This window comes from Mucilaginibacter sp. UYCu711 (assembly GCF_050433825.1).
Classification (GTDB): Bacteria; Bacteroidota; Bacteroidia; order Sphingobacteriales; family Sphingobacteriaceae; genus Mucilaginibacter.
This window is the reverse complement of record NZ_JBNPWM010000005.1, coordinates 91,889-111,079: the sequence shown is the minus strand read 5'-3', so window position 1 is coordinate 111,079 and position 19,191 is coordinate 91,889. Positions and strand designations below refer to the sequence as shown.

The following is a 19,191-nucleotide window of genomic DNA, read 5'->3' as shown; positions in this document are numbered from 1 at the left end:
CGACCTACGATAGGAAAAACAAAAAGTAAATAAATAATTAAAAATTTGCCGCTTTTTTTTTAATATTAAACAACCAAACCATGAAACCTATTACCATGAAAAAGATAACTATCCTAAGCGTTTTGCTGTCTTTATCAGCATTAACCTACGCACAAAAATCCGCGCTTTTTAAATTCAAGTACGCGCCGGACCGTACCTATACCATGAATTCAAAAATGGATATGGCTACAGAAATGGATTTAAAAAGCGACAGCACAAATCAAGTTACCAACACCAGCGGCAGCAAACTTAAAGTACACATGGATATCAATGAGTTGATGGGCGCATCTGCTAAAACAGCTAAAGCAATAGCTAAAAGCCTACCGTTCACTTTGTCGTGCAACAACTACTCCATATCCCAAAAAGTAAATATAAACGGCAAAGAAAACACCTTAACCGGCGGTAACACAATAGTGGGGAAAATATTAAATGGGTCGATAGATAAGAATGGGAAAATGTCTACCGACACCGTGGTTAACGGCGTACCCATAAGCGTTGAGGTAAAATCAGGCTCCGCTGCATTACTACGCGAAATGCGCCCCCAGACAATGAATTTCCCGGATAAGCAAATGAAAATTGGCGACACCTTTACACAGGAAGAACCAATGACCGACATTAACGTGCCGGACATGGGCATTACTAAACAAGTTAATGTAAAAGTTACATATAAACTTACTGCTATAAAGGGCAACCTGGCTTATTTTGATACCGCGTCGACGTTTAATATGGATATAAACGAACATGACACCAGGCGCACCATTACAGGCAAAGGTGATGGCAGCGGAACCGGGAAAATGATCTATAATATAGCCGACAATTATCCGCAATCCAAAGTTAACGATATTAACGTCGCCTTTAATATTGAGGGGCATTCTACCAAACCAAGTACTTTAAAAGCCAGCATGAAAATAAAAAGGAGCACAGCTGTTGAGTACCTGGTAAGCGTTAATTAATAAGCCGATAGATGGCTATTTCATTTACGTTCCCTCAGGGTCTCTTGAAAAGGACCCTGAGGGAACAACGAAGTTACGCCGCTATAAACTAAAGACTAAAACCAAATAGTTTAGCCTAAAAGCACTTTTAAATATTCAAAGGATTTTGTCGATTTCTTCTTTTTGGTGAGGTTCATATAAAGCATTAAATGCTTCCCCATCCTTTTAATAATCAAACACAAATATTCCAACCCAACCTAAACCCCAGAAATCAACAGTACCACCTAAATTAGCTTAATCAAATTCTATTTGATTAAGAGAACCGAAATCCCCCTCCTCAAAAAACCGATAGCTAATTTCAAATCTATCCATGGTCGGCTCCATAGCTTCCTTAAACCAATCAATATTTTTCACAACTATCATACATTCGTGTCATTACCACTCCAACTCCACCTTCACCCCATCCGGGCTATTCTCAAAACCCAATAAAACCGTTTTACTACCTGCATCCCATGTACTTTTGGCATCAATAGCTTGGCCGCTTGCATCGGTCACCGTAACCTTTTTAGGCTGAGCAGGCAATAATACACGCATAGCATTGGTTGTATTGAGCGGGCTTTTGGCAACAAACGAATAAGAGCTTTTTCCAACCTGCTCATCATACACACGTGCAGCTGTAGCCAGTACCTGGGGCGTTTGCGGGTTAGGCACTTTAGCTACATTATAAAAATAGCCTTGCTGTCCCGGGTTTATTTGTTTTTGGTCAATAACAGGTAAAGTTGGGTCGTACAGATCTATCAGTTTTCCTTTAATGGTGTATGGCACATTGTTAACACTTTCATCCAATACAGATACGATCTCATACGGCCCGCGGTTAAGGTAGAGGCTGTTTTTATACTGCATTTTTTGCCCGGTTAGTTGCGCGTAAAGCATTTCTACTTTTCCGCGCAATTCATCGTCGCGGTCGCTCTCCATTACAAACTCTTTAGGGTCGCGGCGGATGATACAGATCTTGCCTTTGCCTACAGGGTATGTTCCGGCTTTAGGGTTTGCGTCTAAACCCAGTTTGGCAAACAGGTCGTCGGCAGGGCATTTGTATTTTTTGGCGCCCTGGTTCCACCATTCCTGCACGCTTTGGAACGGGTCATCATCCCTGCCCGAATAAACTATAATACCTCCATTACGTACCCATTTAGCCAAATGCTGGTGCGCTTCTTCGGTTGGTGGTTTCATGTTCGAGTAGCTCATCAGCAGGATCTTTGTATCTGTTAGGGCCTTAGCATAGCCCACGTTTTCTATATGCACAATATCAACCGGAACACCCCGCTTTAAAAACGGCATAGCTTCGCCAAAGAAGTTGGACAGCTGCGGGTCCATCAGCTTATTGTTTGACGGCACGCGGTTAAACATGCCCGATGTTTCGTAAAAGCTTGAGTAATAAGGGTCGGCCCAGGCCTTGCCATCATCATGCACCGGCAGGCGCTGAAACATCATCGAGTTACCCATCATCACGCTTATTCCCTGCGTGCCCGATGTCTTATTTTTTGAGGTTTTTATATCGTTTAACGAATTGATCATCACCATCATTTGCGTCGAGTAGCTCCGTGGCATACCGGCCCGCTCATTACTTGTGCGACTGGCAAAATACTTCCCGTCGAAAATACGGTCGGGCCATGGCATCACTTCGTAATTATCTACATCCGGGAAAAACAGTTCGGCGGTAAATGTTGTCTGGTAATTCTTTTTATAATCGGCCCAATCGCGGCGGGTATCCTCTACCGGGTCATTCTCGAAGAATAGCTTGCGGCCGGTTGGCGCTGTCATCGATTTCATGCAGCAATACTCCAGGAAGGCCGTCTCAAACGAACGTTCTTTAGCGATCCCGTTAAAGTAAGTAGGCTCGCGGGCGGTACCTGTCCACGATTGTACAATATAACCATCCACGCAATCCAGCGAAGCCAAACTGGCCTCCGGACTAACGATCTGCCACATGGCATAATTGATCAGCGAATGCGTAGGCACATAGCAGCGCACATTCATGCCCTTTGTTTTACCATATGCTTTGGCGTAAGTAAACGATTCTTTCAGCGCTCTATAGTACAGGTAATACTTTAGCTTATTCGACAAATAAGTATTCTCTGCCGACTCATGCTGCGGCCGCCAGTCGAACCCATAGTATTCCTTCCACTCACGCTTAAAAGCTTCGCTATAGCCTGATTTTGCCCAGTATTCCGGCTCCTCTAAATATATGGCATCAATACCTGCATCGATAGCTTTTTTAACAACCTCCTCCTTAAAATATTTCAGGAAATTTAGGGTAGGCACTACGTAAGGCGTGTTCCGGCCATGCCAAACGGTATCGCCGTTCATCATTTTCTGGCCTTCGTCAAAATACTGTTTGCCGTCCCACTTGCCCATAAAGTAATCCTGGTAACCGCCCCAGGCCATACCGGTCATAAAAGCTACTTTATAGCCATGATCGCGCCATGATTGTACGCGCTGCTCAAATTGTCCGGGCCTGCCGCCCGCGCCGTATACAATTGCCACATCCGCTCTTGAATCAACAGTGGGTTTCCATGGCCCGCCGGTTTGGAAGGTGGTTTTTTCTTTATTGATGATTCCAAAATCAACCTGCTTAGTAACGGTCTGCGCCGAAACAATTATCGAAGTAAATAACAGGGCCGAAATAACTAAGCCGATATTTTTATGATGTAGAATTGTTGACATATTTATTATTAAGGTTGGTATTGGCTATGCACTATGTGAGATAGTAAACAATGCTAACATTATTAAGCAATTATTCCAAAATAAATTCTGCAACATTAACCTTACACAGAAGTTTATATGCCCCCCTTCAACGTAAAACTTTCACTACACATTAGGCTATTACCTAAAAGTTTATAAATTTGACAATACCATTTAAACATAAACAACAGTACAATTCATGGAGAATCAATTTTCGAGGCGCCGATTTATTGGCACCGGCGCGCTTGCCGCAACAGGGGCATTACTGCTTTCAAAATCATCATTCGCACACGCTGTTTTAAGCGGTGCCGGTAAACCAAACTCGGTTGTAAAAGGCGTGCAGATAGGTGTAATTACCTATTCGTTCCGCGCTTTGCCCAGCACTATCGAAGACCTGATAAAATACTGTGTAGACTGTAATATCAACGCTATTGAATTAATGGGCGACGCCCCGGAAGCGTATGCCGGCATACCTAAACGCGAGACCGGACAAAGCAATGCCGACCGCAACAAAGCCGTTGCCGACTGGCGCGCGTCAGTATCTATGGATAAGTTTAAAGAGATCCGTAAAATGTTTAAAGATGCCGGGATAACCATCTACGCCTGGAAACCAAGCGCCTTAGAAATGCGCAATACCGATGCGGAGATAGTTTATGCGTTTAACGCAGGTAGAGCATTGGGCGCTACACATTGCACGGTAGAGCTGCAAGCCGCCGCGCACAGCAAACGCCTGGGCGAGCTGGCAACCGCCAATAAATTTAAAGTTGCTTACCACGCGCATACTCAAGCAACACCAGAGCTTTGGGACACCGCTTTAAGCCAGTCTGAATACAATTGCATTAACCTTGATATTGGGCACTATACATCTGGTACCAGCAGCAGTCCGATCCCTTTTATAGAAAAAAACCACGAGCGTATTGTTAGTATGCACCTAAAAGACCGTAAATATCATGACGGGCCAAACACCCCATGGGGCGAAGGTGATACACCAATAAAGGATGCTTTAAAGCTAATAAGAGATAAAAAATACAAGTTCCCGGTTACGATAGAGTATGAATATAACACACCAGCCGGATCAACTGTTATTGACGAGGTTAAAAAATGCCGCGAGTATGCTGCAGAAGCTTTAAACTCATAGGTCACAGCTCATCAAACAAAAAACCCGGTCACTTTATGGCCGGGTTTTTTGTTTACTCAATTTCCAGGCTTATTTTGTTTTGGATGATACTGCCAGCATGTAACGGGGTTTCAAATTTCAGGGCATGGGTATGAAAAAAACTTTCGGCGCCGAGGTTGCTGTAACCCGCCAATAATACGTGGATGCTTTTATCCGTATCGCGCCAGCAGCGGCTATGCAAAGAACCGTCTGAGGTTAATGTAAGTTTGGTTGAACTGCTAAAAAGGGCCAGTTCCTTTATATTCATTTTTGTCGACCGGAAATCATTAGTGCCTAAACTGTTCTGATCTTCTGCCCATACTACCCCTGGTTTACGGATAGGCCCTGCCGGGCCTGAAAAATGCTGTGTGTTAGCAACTTTAGCCGTACCGCTTAAACGGCCTATATGATCTGCTGGGTAATAATTCCACAGGCCATTCCTAACCCAACTCATGTTTGAAAGATCAGGGGCCAGTTTTAAAACCAATCCCCATTGCCGTGGGTTAATGTCCCTGGTTAAGGTATAATGGTATTCTACTTCAATTTTGCCGTTGCTGTTTAACCGGTAAATCGTAGTCCCGGCCGCTTCATCGTAACTGTCCCAAACCTGGATGGTTAATACCCGGGGCTGGGTTTGATATTCGATTTTTTTAATTACGTGGTTAGCAGCGGTGCTGTTATAAGGCAAAAACTCCTTTCGTTTGCCCGTCATCTGTACCCCATCGCCTGTGGGGTTAAGCGGCAGTATCATTAGCTGTGCAAAGCCATCAATTATTTTTTTCTGAGCTACAAAAACCTGCAAACTGCCGGCATTGGTGCTATTTAACAATACCTGCTTATTGCCTGCTGCGGCCCGTACCAGGTCGTTTTTTATGGTATAGCTCCAGTTTGCTTTTTCACCGGTTACCTGTTTAATGCTTTTCTGGGCAAATGCCGGCACGATATTTTCAAAAATATATTCGTCTATCATAATCTGCCGGGCATCATATACTTCCAGTTTTAGCTTTTCATTTGCGTTAGGTTTGGTGCAAAATATCTTTATCGTGTCCGTTTTTCCCGGGGCAATGCTTGGCTTCAAAACTCCGCTTTGCGTGCCCAGCGTCCACTTAAATTCGCATTCGTTTAAGTTTGAAAAACTATGGCGGTTCTCCACCACATACTTTACATAACCATTGTCCCAGTTACCGCAGGGCTTAATTTTAACCGGCGAATAGGCTTTCTTCATATGCCAGTATTCGGGTTTTAAACGGCGCCAGGCATCAATAACACCCCACGATCCAAAGCCCACTACCGTACTGTCCGGTAATATAAATGTATCGTCAATACCGGCCCATAATGCACCGCCTAAAACCCCGCGCGACGCGTACATGCGTTCCCACATATCGGCCATGCCAATGCCCCAGGCATCGCGTAAGCCGGGGTCGGTTGTTAACTCGTACCTGTTATAGGCATTAAGGTGGCAGTATTCATCAAATACAATTGGGCGGATAGCATTTTTATATTTCTCGGGGCCCTCAGGTCCGGGATAATGGTGATTGCCTATTTCTAATTCGCCGTTATCGCCCATAGGTTCGTACTGGCTAAAGTTGCGTGGACGCGATGGGTCTGCCAGCTTAACCAGCTCAGCCGTCTTTTTAAAATACTCTGCAAACTTCTTGCTTTCATTCCCCATCGACCAAATTAAAACCGAAGGATGCGATTTAAAAAACTCAACCATATCTAAGGTTTGGTTCACCAATACCTGCTGATAGTATTCGGGTGGTACAAGCCCCCTTTCTGCCCAGCAAAACGGGGCCTCAACTTCCAGGAACATGCCCAAACTGTCGCAAGCCTTTACCAGTTCTTCGGTTGGTGGATAATGCGACGTACGCAGGTAATTTACGTTCCCATGAGCAAAAATCTTAACGTCTTCAATACATTGCTCAGCAGTTACAGAGCGTCCCCGTAAGGGCATAATATCATGATGGCAAACGCCGCGCAGTTTAATGGGATTATTGTTTACAAATACCTGGTTACCCCGCACCTCAATTTGCCTGAACCCAATTTTACGCTCGGTAACTTCTTCCACTTTGCCGTTAACCGATAGTGTTGCCCGGTAAGTATATAAATTAGGGTGTTCGCTGTCCCATTTAAGTGGGTGCGGGATGTCAAATTGGTAGGACGAGGATGTAGCTGATGCCCTATCAGCTTTATTTAAAAGCACTTGTTTTGAAAATACAGTATGGGTTTTATTATCTATCAGTTCAAAAAGTACCGAAGCCTCTGCAGCTATCTTAGTTTCGTTTTTTAAAGTGATCTTGGTGTTAAGTGTGGCGTTATCATAGTTCTTGTCGAATTTAGTATCAGCCTGGAACTCGCTTATATTAACCGGGGATAATGCTACCAGCTGTATTTTACGCGTAATACCGCCCAATGCATGTACCGCGTAGCTGCTTGCTGCCAAAACGCTATCTGCAAAGCCCTCGTTCTTCACCTTAATAGCCAGCGATAGTTTGCTATCCTTAGTTAACAGATCAGTAACATCTACTTCAAAAGGTGTAAACCCGCCTATATGTGTTGTTGCCAGCCTGCCGTTAACATACACCTGTGCCTCGCTGTAGATCCCATCGCAACGCAGCTTAATCCGCTTGCCGGCCCATTCATTGGGGATCACCCATTCCGATGCATATCCGGCCCAGGTATGTTTGGCTACTTTAAATCCCTGCATTACCCATTCGCCCGGCACCTTTATCGGTTTCCATGACGGGTCTTTTGGTGATGTTGTTTTTTCAAATCCAGGCTCGGGAGCGGGATTAAAAAGCCAGTTACCCGCAAGGCTTTTTGTCCACACCACAGCACCAGCCTTAGGCAGCGGACTGATGGTTCTGTTTTTTAAGGTATCTGCACCATATATTAATTGGGCGCAGCATAATAAAACAACAGAAAAAATAAATTTTAAAGACATAGTGTGGTTGGGTAATCCATTAGTTCGCATACTAATGCAGCGTTTATAAAGTTAACGCACCAGTCAGTAAGCAACTACAACTATTTTATGTTTTTTTGACACTATATTATTGTTTGTATGCCATTGCATATACCAGGCAATAAAAAAACCCGGCTTACAGGGCCGGGTTTTTTATTTTATGCGGATAGCCGGTTAACTCTTTGGATGCGCGGCGGCTGCGCTATTACCCGGCAGTAATATCGCGTCAATGCCGTTCACAATGCCATTGTTGCCCAACAGATCATACAATATCACCTCGGCGGTAACACCATCTGCGGTGGTAAGCTGCAGTTTTTTTGTGGGGCTTATTGATAGTTGCAGCGGCTGGCCGTTTAATGTGGTTAACGTTGCCTTACCTTTACCTGCTTTAAGTGCCTTAATAATATCGGCTTTACCATATCTGCCTGTCACTATATGCGATTTTAGCAAAGTGGAAAATTTGCCGTTATCCTTCATCAAGCTATCTAATTTTCCGGGCGATAGTTTGCTAAATGCTGCGTTGTTAGGCGCAAATATGGTATAGGGTCCGCCGGTTTTAAGGTCGGCCTCTAAATTGGCAGTTTTTACGGCCGATGCAGCAGTAGTATAATCGGCATTACTGTTTAAAGCGTTTATAACGTTGCCCTTCATGGTATCGGCAACGGCTACAACTTTGGTTACGGTGTCTGTTTGTGCAAAAGTGGGGTTCGCGGTTAAACCTGCCATTGAAACGGCGGCTATTACAATTAACTTTCTCATGGTGTTATATTAAGTTAGTAAGCTGTTAATTAGTAATAGTCTGTATCTTATAGTAGCTATGTTAGGTTAAAATATCGTTTAGTGCATGTATATATTAACTACAGATTAAACGATATATTGTTTGTGGGTGAGCGCTTACATCTAAAACCCAACCACAAACCCTTCTTTAAACACCAGGTTATTCACCCCCGCATTCGGCAGGCGGGTGCCTGCATTGCTCATGTGCCTCAGGCCGAAGCTTACATCAGCATATAACGTTTTATATACTTTTAAATTGAGCCCGGCCACCAGGTTATTGGCAAACAAAAAACCGCTCATCTGCCTGTGCGGTACACCCGACGCATAATGCGGGCCGGTACTTAACGCCACATAATAACTTAGCGGACCACCGCCCCAATTACGACGGTATAGTAAACCTAAATTTAAGCCATATTCGTACGAGTCGAGATAGTCGGTTGGCACGGATTCCGGGTACAACCCATACCGCGACACATTATACTGGGGCTGCACCAACAGGTCGAGCTGGTACACCGGTCGTTTTTTGAGGGTGCGGTAAAATTGGATCTCGTAAAAATTTACGTGGTAGTAATAGTTGGATGCTACGGTAAAGCCTTTCCTGCCAATCCCCACAAGCTGGCCGATATATTGTACGCCGGTACCGGTGCTAAACCCGAGACGATTTTTGTTGTAATTAGCCAGGATTTCCTGCGCAAATACTGGTGGTATAGCTAAACAAATATTCAGGAGAAAGAGTGTGATCATTACTTTTTTGCGCACGCGATCAGAGTTTGATGTAGATTACGGTGATAGCAAGCATTGAGTTGCCCCCTCCTAACTTGTCCCGTTAGGGACTACCCCTTTGTAGCAGCATATAGAAAAAAAATTGCTCCGTAGGTGCAAGCCCTGAAATGACAGGCGGATATCTGTCTGCAAAGGGTTGCACCTACGGAGCAAAAATGTCTGGTAGATTAGTTTCTACAAAGAGGTAGCCCCTATGGGGCATTTTTTAGTGCTCTATTATTCTAACAATCCTGCCGGTATTTTTCCATCCACTTTTGGAAATGGAATACCAAGGAGTTTTACCATGATCGGTGTCATATCGCGCAGGTTCATTTCTTCTATTACAGCGCCTTTGCGAATGCCCGGGCCATGAGCTACCAGGCCGGTACGGATATTTTTTGTATCCGGAAAATACCCGTGTGTACCGCCCCTGCCAGCCCTTACGGCATTGCCCGTGTTTGCACCGCTAAATGCAGCGTCATGCTCGCCGGTAAGCGCGAAGGCCGCGCTTGGGTTATAGCCTCCTTTGGTTAATTGTTCCTTGCTGATGATGCGGTAATATTGCTTCACGCTGTCAGGCTGTGCTTTCAGTAGTGTTTTTACTTTATCGGCGGTAGCTTTATCAGCAGGGTCCTTCAGGTATAGGTAAGCCGCCCCGCCTGATGGATTAAATTGCGCTTTCCAGTCGCCGGTTTTCACGTCATTCATTAAACCGGCTTCTTTAAGCCATACGTTTGGTGAGATCGTCTTTTTCACATCATAAAAGCCATGATCGCCACCAACCAGGAACACTGTACTATCCCATATGCCCGCTTCTTTCAATGCGTCGATAATAATCCCTACGGCTGCGTCTGCATCAGCCACAGCGTCATGCACCTTTGGGCCGTTTCGTCCCTCACCATGTTCTTCATGATCTACAGAAAATACGTGTATGGTCATCAATCCCGGCTTGCTTTTCTTGATCACATAAGCGGCTATCATAGCTATGTTCTGATTCTTGCCATTATCGATCTTATCAGCACCGCCAAATATTTCTTTTTTCACCTCGGCATAAAAACCCTTTGGTAAAGAATATTCTTCGCGAACGCCGTCACCAAGGCCGCCTATGTCCGGGATGTTATAGTCTACCGGAGCATTGGCAGATACCGGCCAGTAAAGCGAAGCCACGATCATGCCTTTGTCTTTAGCCGCTTTCCAGATTGTGGGTGCATGAATAGAGCTATCCTGCCAGTAAGGCTGTTGCGGTGCTCCATCGGCTGTAAATATGTTGTTATAAAACACGCCATGCTTAACGGGCTGCACACCTGTAACGATGGTGGTATGCGAAGGATAGGTCATAGAAGGGAATACACTGTTTACGCCTTTGGCATACGCCCCGTCTTTCATCAACGCGCGTATGTTAGGCGTTTGCCAGCCGTCTTCCAGGTAAAAATCAGGGCGGAACCCGTCAATAGTCAAAAAGATAACATGTTTGGCAGTTTGTGCCATAAGCTGGCCTGTTATCATAAACAAGGCAAAGAATGCGATTGATAATTGCTTTTTCATAAATTTCCATCCGGGTTTTGCCGGAGTTTAGGGTTGATACGTAAAATAGAGAACAGCGTAAAGGTGTTTGTAAATTTGTTAACTTTTTGTGATATTATGATTATGTAATTCGCCTTCGGCGGAAAGAGAGTAATAATTAAAGCCACAAAAAAAGCGGGTAAATCAAAAGTTACCCGCCTATTATAGAATCTTTAACACCATGCGTTTCAAAGCCCCTCTCCTTTGTCCGAAGGACTCCTACGGAGGAGAGGAGCTGGGCTGAGGTTACCTGCTTGCGCCTTTCAGCACATATTCCTGCGGAGGTGTGGCCCCCATAAGGTTTTTAACAAAGTAATCCCAACGGCGGCGCATCATGTACGGCGAGTAAACACCATAGCCATGCGGACTGTTAGGGAACACCACGAGGTCGAAATCTTTGTTAGCTTTCTCTAAAGCCTCCACAACCAGTAAAGTGTTTTGTGGCGGCACGTTGTTATCCATTAAGCCATGAACCAACATCAGCTTGCCTTTTAGGTTTTTAGCCAGGCTTTGATTGGCCTGGGCAGCGTAATCAGAATTAGCTACTAAGCCGTTATAACGTTCGCCCCAGTTATCCTCGTAATTCAGGTTCTCGTGGTTGCCCGATTCTGCAACACCAACCTTAAAGAAATCAGGGTAGCGGAACATGGCGCCCGCGGTAGCAAAACCACCACCCGAGTGTCCCCAGATACCAACTTTATCCAGATCCATATAAGGGTATTTGGCAGCCAGTTGTTTGATACCGCCAACCTGGTCTGACAGTGTGTTATCGGCCATGTTACCATAGCTCATATCATGGAAGCTCTTTGAACGTAACGGGTTGCTGGTACCTTCAATCTCTACTACAATGAAGCCCAACTCGGCTAACGCGCCGTTGTCGCCTCTTGTAGTGCTGAAGGCCCAACTGCCAACGCTACCGCCTTGCGGGCCGGGGTAGATATAATCAATAACCGGATATTTTTTATTAGGGTCAAGGTTTTTAGGCACCCACATTAAACCATAAACATCGGTAGTACCATCATGCGCTTTAACCGAGAACGGGATGATCGGTTTCCAGCCGGTAGCAGTTAGTTTTGAAATATCGGTACGTTCAAACTCGGCAATTTGCTTGCCTTTCATATCGCGCAGCACCGTAACCGGCGGCACATCAGGTTTTGAATAAGTATCGATGATAAAATTACCCATCGGCGAGAAGCTGGCGGTATGTGTACCGGGGCCTGGCGTCAAAATGGTAAAACCTTTGCCATCCATCCCTATCTTACAAAACTTGCTGAAGTAAGGATTTTCGGGATCAAGGTTGTTAGCGGTGAAATAGATAACACGAGCCTTCTCGTCAACCTTTACAACGTTGGTTAATACCCAATCACCTTTGTCCACTCGGTTTTTTAACTTGCCGGTAGTGGCATCATATAAATAAAGATGGCCCCAGTTATCGCGTTCAGAGAACCAAAGGATCTCGTTGGTTTTGCTCAGGTAGCGCCAGTTAACCGCATCCCAGCCCGACTCAAACTGCGTTTTAACGGTCTCGGTGAACAGTTCGGTTACAGCACCGGTAGCGGCATCGGCTATGCGTACTTTTGCGTCCTTGTGGTCGCGGTTGGTTGATACAAATGCCAGCTTGCTGGCATCGTCGCTCCAGTAAACATCGGCCCAGCCTGCACCGCCTTTAATATCATCGCTCAGGGTTGATCTATGCGGATCAGGAGCTACATTCAGTTTAATAACCTTTGGCTCATCTACATTAATAATAACGCGGGTAAGCATCGGGATCTCGGCATCACCCGGGAATGGATATTTCCAGGCAACAAGCTTTGGCGCGCCCACCTTAGTAGGCACCAGGTACATATCATTTACCTTACGTTCATCCTGCTGGAAAGTGGCTATCTTTTTCGAGTCAGGCGACCAAATCAGTATCGGCCTGGTACCTTGTGCCCAGCCGGCATTGTCGGTAGCGTAGCCATCGTCTTTAACGCCATCGGTAGTCAACTGGGTTTCCTTGCTGGTTTTAACATCGCGCACCCAAAGGTTAAAGTCCTTTATAAAAGCAGCCTTTTGTTTGTCTGGTGATAACACTTCATTAGGGTTACCTGCAGCAAAACCACCGCCACGACGTCCGCGGGCACCGGTTAACGCTACAGCTTTAACAGTTGTAGTGTCAGGAGTTATTGCATTATTTTCAAACTTATATTGCTTGCCATCAGCAGTAAAAATTACACCTTTACCATTGGCCGAAAAGCTGATGGTTTGGAAAGGCAGGTCGGCCGCCTTGTATTCTTTACCCGTAGTTGCAGATAGTGCCGCGGCCAGTTTAGCATGATCAAAAGCTACGCCTTTGCTGCCCTTTGCCGGGTTAACTAATATAAATTGATTGCCCTCGGCAACCGGGGTGCGGTAGTAATACCTGTCATCAGGCAGCCACGTTGGGCGGATGCCGGTGCGCCCGGTAAATGGCTCAAGGTTATAAGTCATAGCGCTTTCGGCACGCTCATAATCTTTAGCGGTAAAAACTTTGCCTTGTTGGGCATGGGTGGTTAAAGCTAACGCCAAAGGGATAGCAGTAAGTAAAAACTTATTCATAGCGGTTAAAAAGCAGTTAATTTAAGACAACCAATATACGGCAATAAATATTTTTATCAAGTGGCGCGACCACTGTTACCCGCAAACTACAATATTGTTACTTAAAAACACATTAATCAACCTTTTCAATACCCAAAACTTTGGCCGTATAGGCGGTGGGGATATTGATAGTAATTCCTTTTTCAAGCAGTTCCTTTCCGCTAAACTTGCCGAACACCTTGCCATCCTCCGGAGAATATAAACGGTAATTTGCGTCGGGGCTTGCAAAGGGGGCGGCAAAGATCCGTTGCTTTTCTAAAGAGCCGTTGCGGTAAAAGAAAAGCACACCACCTTGTTTATCTTTATTAAACTTATAACAGCCATCCCAGTTGGTCATGGTGGCACGCTCAAAAACGTCGGATGTTTGTGTAAACCGGGTAAACTGGTATTTCGCATCCATCATTTTAAACCAGTCGTTCCATTTCTGGTACCATTTTTTACTGGCATCTGTAAGTGTCCTGGGGTCACCAACCAACAAGGCCTTGGTTGACGCAAGGGATAAATAAGTGTACTTATAGTGTTTTCGGATCGCTTCGTCCGTGCCCGAATACATTTGCTGGTTACCTATCAAATTAGTGGCCGCGGGGATTACCCGCGCACGATCATAAGACATTTGGCGTATATTGATAGGCCCCTCGGGCGGGTTAGCTTCGTAATTAGTGAGCCAGTCGTAATCGGCATGTTCTATCAGCGCGAAATCATTTAAATAATATTCGCCCCATACCTCATAGGTACAATCTATCAGCAAGCCCGGGAAGGCCGTATGCAATTCATCAAAAAGCTTTAAGGTGCGTTCATAAATACTGTAGAATGAGCTTTCCCTGTCGGGATATAGTTTAGCCTCGCTGCCATAATCGCCTTTCTTTTCATAATCTAACACATAGGCCGAGTTGGCGATAGCGAAATCCAATTTTATATAGGCTAAGTTGTTTTCCTTTACCAGCGTTTTAATCCTGTTAAGGATATAATCATAATATCCCGACCCCATCGACATGGTATAAAGCCCCCTGCTGCCATTGGTGTGCAGGTAAGTTGGCTTACCATTTTTATCCCTGATGGCCCATTCCGGGTGCTCGCGGTAAACCTTACTATTTTCGTCAACTGTAGCCAAACCCATCCATAAACCCGGGCGCATACCTTTTTTAATTATATAATCGCAAACCGGTTTTAGCCCTGATGGAAATTTCTTTTTATCCGTTTCCCAATCACCCCTGTCGGCCTGCCAGCCATCATCCATAATTAAAATATCGGTGCCGGTACCGCTTAATCCGTCGGCAACTTTCCTTATCAATGTATCGCTTATATTCGTCCGGAACGGGAACCAGGTATTATAAAACAAAAAGGGTATGGTTTCTTTTTCAAATAGTTTAACACCAAGCCCGGTCCTTATAAAATCGGCAAAATAACCTTCAAAAGCGTCCTGCCATTTTTCGGCTTTAACAAGGCAAATAAAGGTTTTAGGGCTTTTAAAATTTTCGTTTGGCGCTATCCATTTTTTAAACGGATAGTTGTCGGTCAATTTTGTTAAGCCGATAGAGATCCGGTCGTCATGGGCATACACCTCGGTCCGTTTTAATATGCTTGGGCTCTCATTGCCTAATATAAAGCCTTCCTTTTTAAAAGTATTATATACATAAATTGCAGCGTCCTGGTGGTTGCCTTTGTAAGGCCGCCAGGTTAGATGCGTGCCGTAATTGCTGTATATATCTGTGTATTGCGAGTTTAGCGGCACCAGGTTAAGGCGCTCCACTTCCAGATCGGCAATAGCAATAGATTGATTAGTGTGATTAGTTACGATCAGTTGCTTACGCACTACCGGGAAATCATCATACAGATCATACACTAACTTCAGGTCAATATTTTCGGCAACGCCGCCGGCTTTACCCTTTAAAAAAACGGTAAGTTGCTGCACCACACCAATCGTAGTCAACGTATTTCTAACGTAATCAAACGCCGTATTATCAGCCGGGCGACTCACCCCCTGCTTGTTGACAGTGAAATAAAACTCTTCCGATCCGTCCCTGCTATAATCATTACCGGTTGGCAAATTCTTATAGCTGCTGGTATAAAAACGGCCGTCAGTAACTGTAAATTTTCTTTCTAAAAATTTGTTTTTTAAAACGATGAGGGTATTCGTTTCTTTTGGCTGGCAAATACCCTTACTTACAGTAATTGCCAGCAATATAAACAAGGCTGCTTTAAATCGGTTCATGAATTGGTTATGACGATGGGAAACGCCAGTCCAAATTACGATTTAGGCATTATAAAACAAATAAACCAGCCACAACATGGTCGGTTTATTTGTTTTGCTGTTATTTGAATTATTTGGTGCTGATAACGCCGCCCGCCTGGGTTACTACGCCGGCGGTTGTAAATGTAGTGGCCGACTTAGTGCCCTTAGTATAAACACCTGTAAGGTAAAAACCGTTAAGCCAGGTACCTGCAGCTACGCTGCCGCCGGTGTAAATATTATAAGTGGTGTTGGCTTTTAATTTAGGGCCGGCATATAATAATGTAGCAAATTTTACCGGAGACTGGAAGGTTAAAGCTTCAGTACCATCAGCAGCCTCGATATGTATAAATTGGTTGGCATCAGCCCCACCGGTTACTACCGTACGTACCGTTGATAAAGTACCACTTGGTGCACTGGTTGTACCGCCTACCGCTACCACCGTACCGCCTGTAATTTTAAGTACGTTAGCGTCGCAATCAAGTCCCGATTCGGGGGCAACAGTACCAATGGCGATAACCTTACCCCCTGTTATGGTTAAGTTCCCGTTCGAGTCAATCCCGTCGTTTGTTTTACTGTAGGCATAAATGTCGCCGCCGTTAATAAATATATTGACCCCTGCGTTTAAGGCATCATTAATAGCAGTAATAGCGATAGTGCCTTTATTAATCGTTAGTACATTATTGCATGATATGCCCTCGCCTGCTCCGGTAGTTATGGTAATTGTACCATTATTTATATTGATGTAAGGCACAATGGTAGCATCGGTACCGCTGTAAGACGCCGATATGCCCTTACTAAACGCGTTGATAGTTAATGTACCTCCGTTTATGATAACGTTTCCTTTTTCGGCTTCAATACCATCACTGCTGGCGGTTAAGTTAAGGGTGCCGCCATCTATAATAACTGCATTATTTGCATGCATGCCATCTGTTATTGCGCCGGTTACATTGATAGTCCCGGTGCGCACGCGGATATAATCATCACAAACAATTCCATGCTTGTAAAGGCTTTTTACATTAAGTGTACCAGTGCCGCTAAATATTACCTGACCTTCTGCAAAGAAGGTACCTTTCATATCCTCACTGCCAAACGGTGTATAAGTCGGGCCATCTGCAAGTGTATTGGTGGTGCCGTCGGCAACAACAATAAATGCTCTTTTTGATGATTGTATATTTATTGCCGGACCATCTAAATTGGTGATGCTGGCATTGTTTAAAGTAAGCTTAAATTTCTTATCGCTGTAGACCTTAACCGAGCCGTTAGCCGTTGTACCGGTTACAACAAATGCCACGCCGGTAGCGGTCGAGTTTATCACCACATCGCCGTTGCTTTGCGTAATTGTAACACCGGTTGTTGCTGCAGGGCTTATTGTCGCGGTTGCGCCCATTGTTATGGTAACGGTACTGGTAAAGCTTGAGCCTTCTACCAGGTCATCCGCGTTAGCGCCGTCGGCTGTTGATCCTTCGGGAGTGCCCGTGGTTTCAGTAGCAGTCGCAATGGTTGTAGTGCTGACAACCGGCGGTACAGGGGTACTGTCGCCCGATGAGCTTTTAGAGCAGGAGACAATAGTGATACACGCTGAAAATAAAAGCATTAGTAAAGAACAGCGGATAAGGTAAGATAGGTTTTTCATGTTTTTTTATAGCTTCTTAATAATAGGCAGCATAAATATATTTGCAATTTACATTACACGCGTGTTAAGTTTATGTTAACAAACCACTTTTAAAGCTATTTGAACTTAAACATTACACTCTCGTATCAGATATATTACTATTGCTCTTCCAGCAAGGCGCTTAATTCGGCAGCTACTTTCTGTGCAAGTGCCGAAAAACCTTTTTGCAGGGGGTGCGTACCATCGCCACCCTGGTAGTATTCGGGATGATCGATAACGGTTGCAAAAAGGTCGTCTACCTTAATATCTTTTTGGGTAGATATGTAGTCCAAAGCAATTTTGTTCCGTTCCCTGATCCGATCGGTGCGCGGGTCAAATATTTTGGCATCAGCATAGGTACGTATGGGTGTGCTTGATGCCCACATTAGCTTAGCCTTTGGCGCACCCTTGCGGATAGCTTTTACAAAAGCCGGGAAAGCTTTTTTATATTCATCCTCGGTATATCCCCAGCCATGCAGGCCATTGTTGAAATGTACGATATCAAATTTATAGTAGCTCATTATCAGCTTTATCTCTTTAGCCAGGCCAGGATCGCAAAGGCTTTTTGAGGTTGACAGGCGGGCGACATAGGCTTTACCATCCATTAGCTTTACCACTTCGGGATAATAGCCGCGGGTAATAGAATTGCCAATTAACAATATGCGCGGCAAGGCACTGTTGTTGGTGTTGGGCATATAAACATCTACCCATTCTATATCCTCCCTGATGATCTTATCCTGCGCCATTAAAGGCATCGCGGCAGCAAAAAATAGTAAGGCGGTTAAGGTTACTGCTAATTTAAGTTTCATGTTTTAGGTAGTTGTGTTTTCGTTATTTTCATCATGGCGCTCAACAATAATGGTGCATTCGCCAATAAGCGCGGCTATTGCGCCTACAGCGGCAAACATGGGCATTAAAAATACACCAACCACACCTAATGTTAGGGGGAAACCCGCAATCTCCTTACCTTCCTTATCGGCAATAGTAATTCGCGTTACGTTGCCTTCGGCAATTAGTTCTTTTACCTTTTTTAGCAGGCTCTCGCCATTCATGGAGAAAAATTCTTTATTGGCCATAAGTTGTTTTATTAAATTCCTCTTTTTTTTCCAGAGGGGTTGAGGGGAAGCTTAAAGATAAACATTTACAATAAATTACAAGCTATAAAAACTATTAACGCCCCCGTTGGTTTATGCACTTATGGAAACCAACAGATTATCACCAACCCTGGCAAAAGCGTTAAACAACCAAATGACCAACGAAGCGCACAATGCGCAGATATACCTGGCTTATGCCTCATGGGCAGCCGACAAAGGGTATGACGGGATTTCGAACTTCCTGTTCAGGCATGCTAACGAGGAACGTAACCACATGATGAAGTTCCTGGAATATATTTTAAAGCGTGGCGGCAAGGTGGTAGTTACGGCAATACCTGCGCCGGGGCCCGACCCGTTAAATGTGAACGATTGCTTTGAAAAGGTTTTTCAATCGGAAGTTGATAATACAACCAGGATCTATGATATTGTTAATATGAGCATGGCCGAGAAAGACTGGGCCACCTGGAACTTTATGCAATGGTTTGTTAAAGAACAAACCGAGGAAGAAACGCTGGCGATGGATCTGTTAAGCAAAATAAAAGTTGCCGGAGGCGTTAATGCCAATGACAGCGCTTTATATGCTTTGGATATTGACCTGGGTAAAACACCAGATGATGCCACCCTTGCACAGGATGTAACGGTTGAAAACCCGTAACAGATT

13 protein-coding genes are annotated in these 19,191 nt (G+C 44.7%); 3 read left to right on the top strand and 10 right to left on the bottom strand.

What is annotated here, in order from left to right:
• Positions 1 to 80 precede the first annotated feature (80 nt).
• Positions 81 to 992, top strand: a complete 912-nt coding sequence (locus ABIB50_RS12085; protein WP_429379982.1) for a hypothetical protein — start codon at positions 81 to 83, stop codon at positions 990 to 992.
• A 414-nt stretch (positions 993 to 1,406) separates the two neighbouring features.
• Here ABIB50_RS12085 and ABIB50_RS12080 read toward each other — a convergent pair whose 3' ends face one another.
• Positions 1,407 to 3,698: a hypothetical protein gene (locus ABIB50_RS12080; RefSeq protein WP_429379981.1), complete on the bottom strand. Its 2,292-nt coding sequence runs from the start codon at positions 3,696 to 3,698 to the stop codon at positions 1,407 to 1,409.
• A gap of 217 nt (positions 3,699 to 3,915) precedes the next feature.
• Here ABIB50_RS12080 and ABIB50_RS12075 point away from each other — a divergent pair, with 217 nt between their 5' ends.
• Positions 3,916 to 4,854, top strand: a complete 939-nt coding sequence (locus ABIB50_RS12075; protein WP_429379980.1) for a sugar phosphate isomerase/epimerase family protein — start codon at positions 3,916 to 3,918, stop codon at positions 4,852 to 4,854.
• 52 nt (positions 4,855 to 4,906) lie between these two features.
• Here the strand turns inward: ABIB50_RS12075 and ABIB50_RS12070 are convergent, their stop codons facing one another.
• The 9 genes from ABIB50_RS12070 to ABIB50_RS12030 form a co-directional block, all read right to left on the bottom strand.
• Entirely contained in the window at positions 4,907 to 7,816 is a 2,910-nt protein-coding gene (locus ABIB50_RS12070; protein WP_429379979.1) for a glycoside hydrolase family 2 TIM barrel-domain containing protein, read from the bottom strand.
• A 192-nt stretch (positions 7,817 to 8,008) separates the two neighbouring features.
• Complete coding sequence (locus tag ABIB50_RS12065) at positions 8,009 to 8,593, bottom strand: fasciclin domain-containing protein (RefSeq protein WP_429379978.1); 585 nt, start codon at positions 8,591 to 8,593, stop codon at positions 8,009 to 8,011.
• A 141-nt stretch (positions 8,594 to 8,734) separates the two neighbouring features.
• Positions 8,735 to 9,355 (bottom strand): acyloxyacyl hydrolase, encoded by a 621-nt coding sequence (locus ABIB50_RS12060; RefSeq protein WP_429379977.1) that lies wholly within the window; start codon positions 9,353 to 9,355, stop codon positions 8,735 to 8,737.
• Positions 9,356 to 9,610: 255 nt separating this feature from the next.
• A complete protein-coding gene (locus ABIB50_RS12055) occupies positions 9,611 to 10,918 on the bottom strand; it encodes an alkaline phosphatase family protein (protein WP_429379976.1) in 1,308 nt (435 codons plus the stop codon).
• Between the two features lie 264 nt (positions 10,919 to 11,182).
• Positions 11,183 to 13,513, bottom strand: a complete 2,331-nt coding sequence (locus ABIB50_RS12050) for a DPP IV N-terminal domain-containing protein (RefSeq protein WP_429379975.1) — start codon at positions 13,511 to 13,513, stop codon at positions 11,183 to 11,185.
• Between the two features lie 112 nt (positions 13,514 to 13,625).
• The gene (locus ABIB50_RS12045) at positions 13,626 to 15,764 is read right to left on the bottom strand and encodes a glycoside hydrolase family 36 protein (protein WP_429379974.1); all 2,139 of its coding nucleotides are present in this window, start codon (positions 15,762 to 15,764) and stop codon (positions 13,626 to 13,628) included.
• Positions 15,765 to 15,873: 109 nt separating this feature from the next.
• The gene (locus tag ABIB50_RS12040) at positions 15,874 to 17,418 is read right to left on the bottom strand and encodes a carbohydrate-binding domain-containing protein (RefSeq protein ID WP_429379973.1); all 1,545 of its coding nucleotides are present in this window, start codon (positions 17,416 to 17,418) and stop codon (positions 15,874 to 15,876) included.
• Positions 17,419 to 17,555: 137 nt separating this feature from the next.
• Positions 17,556 to 18,245: an SGNH/GDSL hydrolase family protein gene (locus ABIB50_RS12035; protein ID WP_429379972.1), complete on the bottom strand. Its 690-nt coding sequence runs from the start codon at positions 18,243 to 18,245 to the stop codon at positions 17,556 to 17,558.
• 3 nt (positions 18,246 to 18,248) lie between these two features.
• Positions 18,249 to 18,512, bottom strand: a complete 264-nt coding sequence (locus tag ABIB50_RS12030) for a DUF4342 domain-containing protein (RefSeq protein WP_429379971.1) — start codon at positions 18,510 to 18,512, stop codon at positions 18,249 to 18,251.
• Positions 18,513 to 18,633: 121 nt separating this feature from the next.
• Here ABIB50_RS12030 and ABIB50_RS12025 point away from each other — a divergent pair, with 121 nt between their 5' ends.
• Positions 18,634 to 19,185: a ferritin gene (locus ABIB50_RS12025; protein WP_429379970.1), complete on the top strand. Its 552-nt coding sequence runs from the start codon at positions 18,634 to 18,636 to the stop codon at positions 19,183 to 19,185.
• The last annotated feature ends 6 nt before the right edge of the window (positions 19,186 to 19,191 follow it).

Coding starts and splice junctions, on each gene's coding strand:
- ABIB50_RS12040 (WP_429379973.1), bottom strand. CDS start 17,418: ATGAAAAACCTATCTTACCTTATCCGCTGTTCTTTACTAATGCTTTTA.
- ABIB50_RS12060 (WP_429379977.1), bottom strand. CDS start 9,355: ATGATCACACTCTTTCTCCTGAATATTTGTTTAGCTATACCACCAGTA.
- ABIB50_RS12050 (WP_429379975.1), bottom strand. CDS start 13,513: ATGAATAAGTTTTTACTTACTGCTATCCCTTTGGCGTTAGCTTTAACC.
- ABIB50_RS12075 (WP_429379980.1), top strand. CDS start 3,916: ATGGAGAATCAATTTTCGAGGCGCCGATTTATTGGCACCGGCGCGCTT.
- ABIB50_RS12045 (WP_429379974.1), bottom strand. CDS start 15,764: ATGAACCGATTTAAAGCAGCCTTGTTTATATTGCTGGCAATTACTGTA.
- ABIB50_RS12035 (WP_429379972.1), bottom strand. CDS start 18,245: ATGAAACTTAAATTAGCAGTAACCTTAACCGCCTTACTATTTTTTGCT.
- ABIB50_RS12065 (WP_429379978.1), bottom strand. CDS start 8,593: ATGAGAAAGTTAATTGTAATAGCCGCCGTTTCAATGGCAGGTTTAACC.
- ABIB50_RS12085 (WP_429379982.1), top strand. CDS start 81: ATGAAACCTATTACCATGAAAAAGATAACTATCCTAAGCGTTTTGCTG.
- ABIB50_RS12025 (WP_429379970.1), top strand. CDS start 18,634: ATGGAAACCAACAGATTATCACCAACCCTGGCAAAAGCGTTAAACAAC.
- ABIB50_RS12080 (WP_429379981.1), bottom strand. CDS start 3,698: ATGTCAACAATTCTACATCATAAAAATATCGGCTTAGTTATTTCGGCC.
- ABIB50_RS12055 (WP_429379976.1), bottom strand. CDS start 10,918: ATGAAAAAGCAATTATCAATCGCATTCTTTGCCTTGTTTATGATAACA.
- ABIB50_RS12030 (WP_429379971.1), bottom strand. CDS start 18,512: ATGGCCAATAAAGAATTTTTCTCCATGAATGGCGAGAGCCTGCTAAAA.
- ABIB50_RS12070 (WP_429379979.1), bottom strand. CDS start 7,816: ATGTCTTTAAAATTTATTTTTTCTGTTGTTTTATTATGCTGCGCCCAA.